This is a genomic window from Vibrio sp. CCB-PB317, from assembly GCF_022808245.1.
In the GTDB taxonomy this organism is placed as follows: Bacteria; Pseudomonadota; Gammaproteobacteria; order Enterobacterales; family Vibrionaceae; genus Vibrio; species Vibrio diabolicus.
In genome coordinates this window covers 54,219-67,142 of record NZ_JALGNU010000001.1, presented here as the reverse complement: position 1 = coordinate 67,142, position 12,924 = coordinate 54,219, and the positions used below count along the sequence as shown (strand labels likewise).

Here is a 12,924-nt window from a genome sequence, read left to right as displayed (position 1 = left end):
TCAGTTTCCTTTTACGATTGTTTTGGTGCCGATTGACGCGGTTGGCGTGGACGACGTCCTTGCGGCTTGCGGTTACCTGAACCTGAACGAGTACCGCCAGTATTCGTACGACGCTGTTGGTTGCGTGGCGCACGCATACGAATTGGCGCTGGCAGATCTTGGATCAACGCTGACGAATCGTATTCTGAAACTGGGATAGTGTGCTCAATGTATTCTTCGATTGCAGGCAGGTTAATTGCGTACTCTTCACAAGCAAAACTGATTGAGTGGCCGCTTGCACCAGCACGACCTGTACGGCCAATACGGTGAACGTAATCTTCACAGTCGTCAGGAAGGTCGTAGTTGAAAACATGCGTCACTTGAGGAATGTGCAGACCACGCGCAGCAACGTCAGTTGCAACAAGAATGTCGACATCACCTTTGGTGAATTGCTCAAGAATCTTTTCACGTTTCTTCTGCGGTACATCACCAGTAAGAAGACCGACACGGTGTCCATCGGCCGCCAAGTGACCCCAAACCGATTCACACTTGTGTTTCGTGTTCGCAAAAATGATGGCGCGATCTGGCCATTCTTCTTCAATCAAAGTTTGAAGGAGGGCCATTTTATCTTCGTTAGAAGGGTAGAAAAGTTCTTCCTGAATGCGGTGACCAGTTTTCTGTTCTGGCTCTACCACAACATGCTCAGGAGTGTTCATGTGCTCAAATGCCAGTTCTTGAACACGGTAAGAAAGCGTCGCTGAGAACAGCATGTTCAAACGCTCTTTTGGTTCAGGCATACGACGGAACAAGAAGCGAATGTCTTTAATAAAGCCAAGATCGAACATGCGGTCGGCTTCATCCAGAACAACGGCTTGAATGTTGTTAAGGTTGAATACGCGCTGTTTGTAGAAATCGATGATACGACCTGTCGTACCAATCAGAATATCGACACCATCTTGCAGCTTATTCAATTGCTTATCGTAGCTTTCACCACCGTAAGCCAAAGCGGTTTTTAGACCAGTGCTTTCAGTTAATGCTTCTGCATCATTGTAAATCTGAATAGCAAGCTCACGTGTTGGCGCCATAATGATTGCGCGTGGCTGCGTAGGTTTACGACCTTCATGCTCTGGTGTCGTCAAAAGGTGGTTGAATGTAGCAGTAAGAAACGCGAGCGTTTTACCAGTACCCGTTTGGGCCTGGCCTGCGATGTCTTGGCCGGTGAGCAGGACCGGCAACGCCAAGGCTTGGATAGGGGTACAAAATTCGAACCCTTTTTTGTCCAATCCTTCAATAACTTGGGGCTTTAAGCCCAAATCGGCGAACTTTTGCTCTGTGATATGCGTCTTTTTCATGGCTATAGAATATCAGCTAAAGCTTGCAATACGAAAGTAAATACATTCCAATAGGGCATCTAATTACTGGTTATCATCCAACCAGTTTCGAAAAACACATTGGAGTGGAAGATGAGTGATAAGATTTTGCAGCTAACTGATGACGGTTTTGAAAACGATGTAATCAACGCTGCAGGCCCGGTTCTAGTGGATTTCTGGGCAGAATGGTGTGGTCCTTGTAAAATGATCGCTCCTATTCTGGACGAAATCGCAGACGAGTACGAAGGCAAACTCACTATCGGTAAACTAAACATCGACCATAACGCAGGTACACCACCTAAGTTTGGTATTCGCGGCATTCCAACGCTACTGCTATTCAAAGACGGCAACGTAGCGGCAACGAAAGTTGGTGCTCTGTCTAAAACTCAACTAAAAGAGTTTTTGGACGCAAACTTATAATCACCAAGTGATTACAGATAAAACCGTGCAAAGTAACAACGCACGGTTTTGTTTTTCTAACTCTGGACTAGAATACTAATTAGTGCTAACTTATCGCGCGTTAATTGAACAAATTTCTCTTCTTGGTCGATCCTGAGACCAAATCCATCTTAACTAGAAAACAGATCTTATTTTGACTAAACAAGAATCCACCACCATGAACCTTACCGAACTGAAGAACAGACCTGTGTCTGACCTTGTAAAACTGGGCGAAAGCTTAGGATTAGAGAACCTAGCTCGCTTAAGAAAACAAGACATCATCTTCGCGATTTTAAAAGCGCACGCTAAAGGCGGCGAAGACATCTTTGGCGATGGGGTTCTGGAAATTCTGCAAGACGGCTTTGGTTTCCTACGCAGTGCAGATAGTTCATACCTTGCGGGTCCGGACGATATCTACGTATCACCAAGTCAGATTCGTCGCTTTAACCTACGTACTGGTGACTCTATCGCTGGTAAAATTCGTCCACCAAAAGACGGTGAACGCTACTTTGCCCTTCTAAAAGTCAATACCGTTAACGACGACAAACCAGACAACGCTCGTAACAAGATCCTATTTGAAAACCTTACCCCTCTGCATGCAAATGAACGCATGGTAATGGAGCGTGGTAACGGTTCTACAGAAGACATCACAGCACGTGTTTTAGATTTGGCATCGCCTATCGGTAAAGGTCAACGTGGTCTGATTGTTGCTCCGCCAAAAGCGGGTAAGACAATGCTTCTGCAAAATATTGCTCAAAGCATCGCATACAACCACCCTGAGTGTGAGTTGATGGTACTTCTTATCGACGAACGTCCAGAAGAAGTAACAGAGATGCAGCGTCTAGTTAAAGGTGAAGTAGTCGCGTCGACTTTCGATGAGCCAGCATCTCGTCACGTACAAGTAGCGGAAATGGTAATCGAGAAAGCGAAACGTCTTGTTGAACACAAGAAAGACGTGGTTATCCTGCTTGACTCTATCACTCGTCTCGCTCGTGCTTACAACACCGTAGTACCTTCATCAGGTAAAGTACTGACAGGTGGTGTGGATGCAAACGCACTACACCGTCCTAAGCGTTTCTTTGGTGCAGCACGTAATGTTGAAGAGGGCGGTAGCCTAACGATCATCGCAACGGCACTAGTAGATACTGGTTCTAAGATGGATGAAGTTATCTACGAAGAGTTCAAGGGTACAGGTAACATGGAACTGCACTTGAACCGTAAGATTGCTGAGAAGCGTGTATTCCCTGCGATTGACTTCAACCGTTCAGGTACACGTCGTGAAGAGCTACTGACGAAGACTGATGAACTACAGAAAATGTGGATTCTGCGTAAGATCGTTCACCCAATGGGCGAAATCGACGCGATGGAATTCCTCATTGATAAGCTAGCGATGACGAAGACCAACGATGAGTTCTTCGATGCGATGCGTCGTCAGTAATAGCTGAGTCCTTATTCTAAAAAAGCCACCGTTAACGGTGGCTTTTTTGTTGCTTTCTCCCGATGGAAGCATCAGAATGAGGAGAAATGTTATCGGGAGGTTAACATGCAACAAGGAATGTTGTCGTCATTACTCCTGAGCTTGTCACTTCTCACACTACCCGCGACGTTATCTGCCAAGGAAATGCAGGAGTCTGTAGTAGAACAGTGGCTTCAGGATACTCAAATACAGGCTAAAGTCTCTGAACTGCTTGATTACGTTGTCAGGGATGAGGTCGACTCGCTTAAATTTGCCCTTGATCGACTAGCTTTACCTCAACAAGAGGTCGTGCGTTTTCGGTTATTGGAAAAGCTTGAGAAGCAAGATGTGATTCTCACGCCTAGAATGGCTCTGTTTGTTGAGTCTCAGATCCGTATGACTCCTACTTATCAGGTTCTAGAGCGAGGGGACGGGTATGAGTTTAGTGTGCCTGCCTTTAACTTTCCTGCCATTGCGAGCCGCTTGATTAAGCGTTGGAAGCAAGACCAAAGTACCTTGGACTTTGTACTACAAGCTGAGCGAAAAGAGCTCGACTTAAAGCAATGGCTTACAGGGCAATCTCAACAAGCTCAAGCGCGTGAAGCACTCTTGATTCGAGAGTTGGACAGCTTATCACCGCATGCGCTTGCCGCATTAACCACTCAGTTGACCAAAGCGAATGTGACCAGTTGGCTACCATCGACAGCCGTGATCGTGAGATTAGCGCAAGTAAGTCAAGATGAGGAAGTGTACAACTTACTCTGGCGGATGAGAGCGGATTACAACAGCCAGTCCGAACTCGAGCGTTTAGCTACGGTTGGGGACGTTTTTTCAATTCAGCAATTGATGAACTCCACCGTCAATCCGTCACTCAAACCAGAAGCCATTAGTCTACTCACAAAATCCAACCCTTTATCTCCGCAAGTGAAACAGTTTCTAGTGAGCAAAATGGCACTATCGGAAGAAGCTACCATGGTCGCTCGAGAGCTGGCGCAGCAAGGGCATCAAACCTGGTTGGAAGAGTTAGTCTCTAACAACCATCAAGTGAAGACTCGGCAGATAGAGCAAGTATTAAAGTAATCTGGCTCACATACCCACACAAAATAGGAGGATCTTAGCGTCCTCCTATTTGTTATACTGCGGACAGTTTAATCAGCCAGTCATGAAGGCCTATGAGTTTTAAGGATTTACGCGAATTTATCGACCACCTAGAACAGAAAGGTCGACTTAAACGCATTGCTCACCCTGTCGATCCCGCTTACGAAATGACAGAAATCAGTGACCGCACCTTGCGTGCTGGTGGCCCTGCCTTGTTATTCGAGAATCCGATCGGCTACAACGTCCCCGTTCTGACTAACTTATTTGGTACGCCAGAGCGTGTCGCGATAGGTATGGGACGCGAAGACGTAAAAGAACTGCGCGAAGTTGGTAAACTGCTGGCTTATTTAAAAGAACCTGAGCCACCAAAAGGCTTCAAAGACGCATTGGAAAAATTGCCAGTGTTCAAGCAAGTATTGAACATGCCAGCCAAGCGTCTGCGCAAAGCGGCGTGCCAAGAGGTTGTTTGGCAGGGGGACGAAGTCGATTTGGATAAAGTCCCGGTAATGAGCTGTTGGGCAGAAGATGTTGCACCACTGCTCACGTGGGGCTTAACCGTGACCAAAGGTCCAAACAAGAAACGTCAGAACCTAGGTATTTACCGCCAACAGAAAATCGCCAAGAACAAAATCATCATGCGTTGGTTAGCTCACCGTGGTGGTGCGCTTGACCTGCGCGATTGGATGGAAACCAATCCAGGTAAACCTTTCCCAGTTTCGGTCGCGTTTGGTGCAGACCCAGCAACCATTCTTGGCGCAGTAACACCAGTGCCAGATACGCTATCGGAATACGCATTTGCAGGTTTGCTACGTGGCAGCAAAACTGAAGTCGTGAAGTCAGTCAGCAATGATTTAGAAGTGCCAGCAAGCGCGGAAATCGTCATGGAGGGCTTTATCGACCCGAACGAGTTTGCTGATGAAGGCCCATATGGTGATCACACTGGTTACTATAATGAAAAAGAAAAGCACCACGTGTTTACCATTACGCACATTACTATGCGTAAAGACCCAATCTATCACAGTACCTACACAGGTCGTCCGCCAGATGAACCTGCTGTATTGGGTGTGGCATTAAACGAAGTGTTTGTGCCGATTCTGCAAAAGCAGTTCCCAGAGATCGAAGACTTCTATCTACCGCCAGAAGGTTGTTCGTACCGAATGGCAGTCGTCACTATGAAGAAGCAGTACCCAGGACATGCCAAGCGCGTAATGATGGGTGTGTGGTCTTTCTTACGTCAATTCATGTACACCAAGTTTGTTATTGTGTGCGATGAATCGGTAAACGCGCGAGATTGGAATGATGTCGTTAAAGCCATGTCAGAGCATATGGATCCTGTACGTGATACCTTGATGATAGACAACACGCCAATCGACTCGCTCGACTTTGCTTCGCCAGTGGTTGGGCTTGGCTCTAAGATGGGCTTGGATGCGACCATTAAATGGGATGCTGAACTCGCGACACGAACCAAGGTTACTGAGCGTGACAATAAAGCGATTAACGAAGCGGATCTGGATGCATTAAAACAGCAACGTCCTGAGATTGTTGATGTCTATCTACCAGCCACAGCAAACAACCAATTTGCTGTTGTGACCATGAAGAAAGACCAAGCCGGTCAATCTCAAGAATTGATGGAATATTTATGGGGTTTCTTTGCTCAGTACGCGGATAACAAATTCATTATCTTGTGCGACGATGACGTCAATGCACGAGATTGGAATGACATCATTTGGGCTGTGACAACTCGAATGGACCCAGATAGAGACACAGCTCAAGTGCGTGGTAATACTGAGAGTTCATCCAAATTAGGATTGGATGCGACCAACAAGTTCGAATCTGAAGTCACGCGCGAGTGGGGTACGCCTATCAAAAAAGATCCTAAACTTGTGGCTAAAATCGATGAGATTTGGGACCAGTTAGGTATTCTATGAGTCATCAAGTCCACCTTCTACCAATGGACGTTACGTTTCCAGTAAAAGAAGGGGAGACGGTGTTGGAAGCTGCGCTCAACAACAATATTCGCTTCCCTCACCGTTGCCAAGTTGGCGCTTGCGCCATGTGCATGTGTAAAAAGCTAACGGGCGAGGTGAATTACCACCTCGAACCGATGCTAACCGAAAAAGAGCAACAGCAAGGTTGGATATTCCCTTGCCAAGCCTATACAGAAAGTAATTTAGTGCTTACTTTTGATGAGTAAGCGAGAGGAACACCATGACCATCCAATGTAAAGTAAAGTCTATTCAGCCGTTAGCTTGTAATACTTACCAAATCCTTCTTCACCCAGAATCACCAGTGCCTTTTAAAGCGGGTCAGTACCTGATGGTAGTGATGGGTGAAAAAGACAAACGTCCTTTCTCTATCGCGAGCAGCCCTTGCCGTCATGAAGGTGAACTTGAACTGCATATCGGTGCGGCGGAACACAACGCTTACGCTCAAGAAGTTGTCGAAGCAATGCAAGCGGCGCTTGAAACTGATGGTCAGATTGAAATTGATGCCCCGCATGGTGATGCTTGGGTTCAAGAAGAAAGTGAACGTCCACTATTATTAATTGCTGGTGGTACAGGTTTTAGTTACGTGCGCTCGATTCTGGATCACTGCGTCGCGCAGAATAAAACCAACCCTATCTATCTATATTGGGGTGCGCGCGATAACTGCCAACTTTATGCAAAAGAAGAACTGGTCGAGATCGCCGATAAGTTTACTAACGTTCACTTTGTTCCAGTAGTAGAAGAAGCACCTGCTGATTGGCAAGGTAAGGTTGGTAACGTGCTACAAGCGGTGAGTGAAGATTTCGAAAGCTTAGAAAACTACGATATCTATATTGCAGGTCGTTTCGAAATGGCTGGAGCAGCACGTGAACAGTTCACTCAGAACAAGAAAGCGAAGAGCGAACGTATGTTCGCAGACGCGTACGCATTCATTTAAATACGACTTTTGAGGCTGAAAAAGAGGGTTTTTTACCCTCTTTTTTGCTTTTTTGATGAAATAGTCATCGAACAGTCAGTTTTTTCCATTTTTTTCCAAAAAAGGGTTGCGAACGGATCTGAGTTCCCTATAATGCGCATCCACCGACACGGCAGACGCGATAAGGCTTCAGCAGAGTCGGAGAGGTAAAAGCTTCTACGAAAATAAAATTGAAAAAGTGTTTGACACTGTCAATTAAATCGCTAGAATGCACCTCCGCTTTGAGAGAAAAGCTTCTCGCAAAGCAAGCTCTTTAACAATATAGACCTATCAATCTGTGTGGGCACTCGTTGATGATAATCCAATTAGAAACTTCGGTTTCAAATTAGGTTTCAATGAAACGAAGTGACCATTGAATCTTCGGATTCAGCACAGTCAATTCAAACATTACTTATGTAATGTTCAGTATTCATTGAGCCGAACAAAATCTTAAATTGAAGAGTTTGATCATGGCTCAGATTGAACGCTGGCGGCAGGCCTAACACATGCAAGTCGAGCGGAAACGAGTTATCTGAACCTTCGGGGAACGATAACGGCGTCGAGCGGCGGACGGGTGAGTAATGCCTAGGAAATTGCCCTGATGTGGGGGATAACCATTGGAAACGATGGCTAATACCGCATGATGCCTACGGGCCAAAGAGGGGGACCTTCGGGCCTCTCGCGTCAGGATATGCCTAGGTGGGATTAGCTAGTTGGTGAGGTAAGGGCTCACCAAGGCGACGATCCCTAGCTGGTCTGAGAGGATGATCAGCCACACTGGAACTGAGACACGGTCCAGACTCCTACGGGAGGCAGCAGTGGGGAATATTGCACAATGGGCGCAAGCCTGATGCAGCCATGCCGCGTGTGTGAAGAAGGCCTTCGGGTTGTAAAGCACTTTCAGTCGTGAGGAAGGTAGTGTAGTTAATAGCTGCATTATTTGACGTTAGCGACAGAAGAAGCACCGGCTAACTCCGTGCCAGCAGCCGCGGTAATACGGAGGGTGCGAGCGTTAATCGGAATTACTGGGCGTAAAGCGCATGCAGGTGGTTTGTTAAGTCAGATGTGAAAGCCCGGGGCTCAACCTCGGAATAGCATTTGAAACTGGCAGACTAGAGTACTGTAGAGGGGGGTAGAATTTCAGGTGTAGCGGTGAAATGCGTAGAGATCTGAAGGAATACCGGTGGCGAAGGCGGCCCCCTGGACAGATACTGACACTCAGATGCGAAAGCGTGGGGAGCAAACAGGATTAGATACCCTGGTAGTCCACGCCGTAAACGATGTCTACTTGGAGGTTGTGGCCTTGAGCCGTGGCTTTCGGAGCTAACGCGTTAAGTAGACCGCCTGGGGAGTACGGTCGCAAGATTAAAACTCAAATGAATTGACGGGGGCCCGCACAAGCGGTGGAGCATGTGGTTTAATTCGATGCAACGCGAAGAACCTTACCTACTCTTGACATCCAGAGAACTTTCCAGAGATGGATTGGTGCCTTCGGGAACTCTGAGACAGGTGCTGCATGGCTGTCGTCAGCTCGTGTTGTGAAATGTTGGGTTAAGTCCCGCAACGAGCGCAACCCTTATCCTTGTTTGCCAGCGAGTAATGTCGGGAACTCCAGGGAGACTGCCGGTGATAAACCGGAGGAAGGTGGGGACGACGTCAAGTCATCATGGCCCTTACGAGTAGGGCTACACACGTGCTACAATGGCGCATACAGAGGGCGGCCAACTTGCGAAAGTGAGCGAATCCCAAAAAGTGCGTCGTAGTCCGGATTGGAGTCTGCAACTCGACTCCATGAAGTCGGAATCGCTAGTAATCGTGGATCAGAATGCCACGGTGAATACGTTCCCGGGCCTTGTACACACCGCCCGTCACACCATGGGAGTGGGCTGCAAAAGAAGTAGGTAGTTTAACCTTCGGGGGGACGCTTACCACTTTGTGGTTCATGACTGGGGTGAAGTCGTAACAAGGTAGCGCTAGGGGAACCTGGCGCTGGATCACCTCCTTATACGATGATTATTGCGATGAGTGTTCACACAGATTGATACGGTTTATAAAGTAAAGAGACGATACTGGGTCTGTAGCTCAGGTGGTTAGAGCGTTCGCCTGATAAGCGAGAGGTCGGTGGTTCGAGTCCACTCAGACCCACCAATTTCCTTCCCAAGGAATTGGCATACAGTATCGACACACCTTGATGGGGCTATAGCTCAGCTGGGAGAGCGCCTGCCTTGCACGCAGGAGGTCTGCGGTTCGATCCCGCATAGCTCCACCATCTTTAAGCGCATTCAATGAGTGCTTTTAAAAATGGTTACTTCTTTGAAGTAATTAGCTCTTTAACAATTTGGAAAGCTGACAAAACAACAATTTATTGTTGTTTGTAAAGTTCTCAAAGTATTCATTTATGAATACAACTAATAACACATTCAAGTGTTCTTGGAATTTGAGTCCGGCAAAATCGAATGTCTCTCGCTCATTCAAATAATGAGAGACAACTTTGGTGATTTGATTATCAACTCGAAACTCCTTCGGGTTGTATGGTTAAGTGACTAAGCGTACACGGTGGATGCCTTGGCAGTCAGAGGCGATGAAGGACGTATTAACTTGCGATAAGCCCAGATTAGGTAGTAAAAACCACTTGAGTCTGGGATTTCCGAATGGGGAAACCCACTTACATAAGTAAGTATCGTTATGTGAATACATAGCATAACGAGGCGAACCGGGGGAACTGAAACATCTAAGTACCCCGAGGAAAAGAAATCAACCGAGATTCCGAAAGTAGCGGCGAGCGAAATTGGACTAGCCCTTAAGCTTTATAGGCGTTAGGTGAACAAGCTGGAAAGCTTGGCGATACAGGGTGATAGCCCCGTAACTGACGACGCATATTCAGTGAAATCGAGTAGGGCGGGACACGTGATATCCTGTCTGAATATGGGGGGACCATCCTCCAAGGCTAAATACTACTGACTGACCGATAGTGAACCAGTACCGTGAGGGAAAGGCGAAAAGAACCCCTGTGAGGGGAGTGAAATAGAACCTGAAACCGTGTACGTACAAGCAGTAGGAGCAGGCTTGTCCTGTGACTGCGTACCTTTTGTATAATGGGTCAGCGACTTATATTCAGTGGCAAGGTTAACCATCTAGGGGAGCCGTAGGGAAACCGAGTCTTAACTGGGCGTTCAGTCTCTGGATATAGACCCGAAACCAGGTGATCTAGCCATGGGCAGGTTGAAGGTTGAGTAACATCAACTGGAGGACCGAACCGACTAATGTTGAAAAATTAGCGGATGACTTGTGGCTAGGGGTGAAAGGCCAATCAAACCTGGAGATAGCTGGTTCTCCCCGAAAGCTATTTAGGTAGCGCCTCGGACGAATACTACTGGGGGTAGAGCACTGTTAAGGCTAGGGGGTCATCCCGACTTACCAACCCTTTGCAAACTCCGAATACCAGTAAGTACTATCCGGGAGACACACGGCGGGTGCTAACGTCCGTCGTGGAGAGGGAAACAACCCAGACCGCCAGCTAAGGTCCCAAATTACTACTAAGTGGGAAACGATGTGGGAAGGCTCAGACAGCCAGGATGTTGGCTTAGAAGCAGCCATCATTTAAAGAAAGCGTAATAGCTCACTGGTCGAGTCGGCCTGCGCGGAAGATGTAACGGGGCTAAGTAGTAAACCGAAGCTGCGGCAATGCACTTTAGTGCATTGGGTAGGGGAGCGTTCTGTAAGCGGTTGAAGGTGTGTGGTAACGCATGCTGGACGTATCAGAAGTGCGAATGCTGACATGAGTAACGATAAAGGGGGTGAAAAACCTCCTCGCCGGAAGACCAAGGGTTCCTGTCCAACGTTAATCGGGGCAGGGTAAGTCGACCCCTAAGGCGAGGCCGAAAGGCGTAGTCGATGGGAAACGGGTTAATATTCCCGTACTTCTTACAATTGCGATGGGGGGACGGAGAAGGCTAGGTGGGCCTGGCGACGGTTGTCCAGGTTCAAGTGCGTAGGCTGAAGAGTTAGGTAAATCCGGCTCTTCTTAAGGCTGAGACACGACGTCGAGCATCTACGGATGTGAAGTCATTGATGCCATGCTTCCAGGAAAAGCCTCTAAGCTTCAGATTGTAAGGAATCGTACCCCAAACCGACACAGGTGGTCGGGTAGAGAATACCAAGGCGCTTGAGAGAACTCGGGTGAAGGAACTAGGCAAAATGGTACCGTAACTTCGGGAGAAGGTACGCTCTCGACGGTGAAGTCCCTCGCGGATGGAGCTATTGAGAGTCGCAGATACCAGGTGGCTGCAACTGTTTATTAAAAACACAGCACTGTGCAAAATCGCAAGATGACGTATACGGTGTGACGCCTGCCCGGTGCCGGAAGGTTAATTGATGGGGTTAGACTTCGGTCGAAGCTCTTGATCGAAGCCCCGGTAAACGGCGGCCGTAACTATAACGGTCCTAAGGTAGCGAAATTCCTTGTCGGGTAAGTTCCGACCTGCACGAATGGCGTAATGATGGCCACGCTGTCTCCACCCGAGACTCAGTGAAATTGAAATCGCTGTGAAGATGCAGTGTACCCGCGGCTAGACGGAAAGACCCCGTGAACCTTTACTACAGCTTGGCACTGAACATTGACCCTACATGTGTAGGATAGGTGGGAGGCTTTGAAGCGCAGTCGCTAGATTGCGTGGAGCCGTCCTTGAAATACCACCCTTGTAGTGTTGATGTTCTAACGTCGACCCCTTATCGGGGTTGCGGACAGTGCCTGGTGGGTAGTTTGACTGGGGCGGTCTCCTCCCAAAGCGTAACGGAGGAGCACGAAGGTGGGCTAATCACGGTTGGACATCGTGAGGTTAGTGCAATGGCATAAGCCCGCTTGACTGCGAGAATGACAATTCGAGCAGGTGCGAAAGCAGGTCATAGTGATCCGGTGGTTCTGAATGGAAGGGCCATCGCTCAACGGATAAAAGGTACTCCGGGGATAACAGGCTGATACCGCCCAAGAGTTCATATCGACGGCGGTGTTTGGCACCTCGATGTCGGCTCATCACATCCTGGGGCTGAAGTCGGTCCCAAGGGTATGGCTGTTCGCCATTTAAAGTGGTACGCGAGCTGGGTTTAGAACGTCGTGAGACAGTTCGGTCCCTATCTGCCGTGGGCGTTGGAGAATTGAAAGGGGCTGCTCCTAGTACGAGAGGACCGGAGTGGACGAACCTCTGGTGTTCGGGTTGTGTCGCCAGACGCATTGCCCGGTAGCTAAGTTCGGGATCGATAACCGCTGAAAGCATCTAAGCGGGAAGCGAGCCTTGAGATGAGTTCTCCCTGATACTTTAAGTATCCTAAAGGGTTGTCGTAGACTACGACGTTGATAGGCAGGGTGTGTAAGCGTTGTGAGGCGTTGAGCTAACCTGTACTAATTGCCCGTGAGGCTTAACCATACAACACCCAAGGGGTTTTGATGGACTCAATGAAAGAACATTGAATGTGTAAGAACGAGAATTAAGAAACAGCTTTCCGAATTAAAGAATTTGCTTGGCGACCATAGCGTTTTGGACCCACCTGATTTCCATGCCGAACTCAGAAGTGAAACGAAATAGCGCCGATGGTAGTGTGGGGCTTCCCCATGTGAGAGTAGGACATCGCCAGGCTTTAAATATC

General features: G+C 48.0%; 7 protein-coding genes, 2 tRNA genes and 3 rRNA genes. 11 read left to right on the top strand and 1 reads right to left on the bottom strand.

Annotated features, from left to right (window positions below; all coding sequences use genetic code 11):
- Positions 1–11: 11 nt before the first annotated feature.
- Complete coding sequence (gene rhlB, locus MTR11_RS00335; protein ID WP_005397003.1) at positions 12–1,331, bottom strand: ATP-dependent RNA helicase RhlB; 1,320 nt, start codon at positions 1,329–1,331, stop codon at positions 12–14.
- Between the two features lie 111 nt (positions 1,332–1,442).
- Here rhlB and trxA point away from each other — a divergent pair, with 111 nt between their 5' ends.
- The 11 genes from trxA (at position 1,443) to rrf (ending at position 12,914) form a co-directional block, all read left to right on the top strand.
- Complete coding sequence (trxA, locus tag MTR11_RS00330; protein WP_004745500.1) at positions 1,443–1,769, top strand: thioredoxin TrxA; 327 nt, start codon at positions 1,443–1,445, stop codon at positions 1,767–1,769.
- Between the two features lie 196 nt (positions 1,770–1,965).
- A complete protein-coding gene (rho, locus tag MTR11_RS00325) occupies positions 1,966–3,225 on the top strand; it encodes a transcription termination factor Rho (protein WP_005378757.1) in 1,260 nt (419 codons plus the stop codon).
- A 105-nt stretch (positions 3,226–3,330) separates the two neighbouring features.
- Entirely contained in the window at positions 3,331–4,323 is a 993-nt protein-coding gene (locus tag MTR11_RS00320) for a hypothetical protein (RefSeq protein WP_243326861.1), read from the top strand.
- 92 nt (positions 4,324–4,415) lie between these two features.
- A complete protein-coding gene (gene ubiD, locus MTR11_RS00315; protein ID WP_243326860.1) occupies positions 4,416–6,269 on the top strand; it encodes a 4-hydroxy-3-polyprenylbenzoate decarboxylase in 1,854 nt (617 codons plus the stop codon).
- Positions 6,266–6,535 carry a 2Fe-2S iron-sulfur cluster-binding protein gene (locus tag MTR11_RS00310; protein WP_012841284.1) on the top strand — a complete coding sequence of 90 codons (270 nt, stop codon included), beginning with the start codon at positions 6,266–6,268 and terminating at the stop codon, positions 6,533–6,535. Before ubiD ends, MTR11_RS00310 begins: the two co-directional genes overlap by 4 nt.
- A gap of 14 nt (positions 6,536–6,549) precedes the next feature.
- Positions 6,550–7,263: an NAD(P)H-flavin reductase gene (fre, locus tag MTR11_RS00305; protein ID WP_005398442.1), complete on the top strand. Its 714-nt coding sequence runs from the start codon at positions 6,550–6,552 to the stop codon at positions 7,261–7,263.
- A gap of 470 nt (positions 7,264–7,733) precedes the next feature.
- Positions 7,734–9,286: ribosomal RNA gene (locus tag MTR11_RS00300) — 16S ribosomal RNA — on the top strand.
- Between the two features lie 66 nt (positions 9,287–9,352).
- A tRNA-Ile gene (locus MTR11_RS00295) sits at positions 9,353–9,429 on the top strand.
- 45 nt (positions 9,430–9,474) lie between these two features.
- A tRNA-Ala gene (locus MTR11_RS00290) sits at positions 9,475–9,550 on the top strand.
- Positions 9,551–9,814: 264 nt separating this feature from the next.
- Positions 9,815–12,704: ribosomal RNA gene (locus MTR11_RS00285) — 23S ribosomal RNA — on the top strand.
- Positions 12,705–12,797: 93 nt separating this feature from the next.
- Positions 12,798–12,914: ribosomal RNA gene (rrf, locus tag MTR11_RS00280) — 5S ribosomal RNA — on the top strand.
- Together the 16S, 23S and 5S rRNA genes with 2 tRNA genes alongside form the textbook arrangement of a ribosomal RNA operon.
- Positions 12,915–12,924: the final 10 nt, after the last annotated feature.

What these genes read in the sequence shown, in the direction of transcription:
- MTR11_RS00320 (WP_243326861.1), top strand. Translation starts at nt 3,331, where the DNA reads ATGCAACAAGGAATGTTGTCGTCATTACTCCTGAGCTTGTCACTTCTC.
- rhlB (WP_005397003.1), bottom strand. Translation starts at nt 1,331, where the DNA reads ATGAAAAAGACGCATATCACAGAGCAAAAGTTCGCCGATTTGGGCTTA.
- ubiD (WP_243326860.1), top strand. Translation starts at nt 4,416, where the DNA reads ATGAGTTTTAAGGATTTACGCGAATTTATCGACCACCTAGAACAGAAA.
- rho (WP_005378757.1), top strand. Translation starts at nt 1,966, where the DNA reads ATGAACCTTACCGAACTGAAGAACAGACCTGTGTCTGACCTTGTAAAA.
- trxA (WP_004745500.1), top strand. Translation starts at nt 1,443, where the DNA reads ATGAGTGATAAGATTTTGCAGCTAACTGATGACGGTTTTGAAAACGAT.
- MTR11_RS00310 (WP_012841284.1), top strand. Translation starts at nt 6,266, where the DNA reads ATGAGTCATCAAGTCCACCTTCTACCAATGGACGTTACGTTTCCAGTA.
- fre (WP_005398442.1), top strand. Translation starts at nt 6,550, where the DNA reads ATGACCATCCAATGTAAAGTAAAGTCTATTCAGCCGTTAGCTTGTAAT.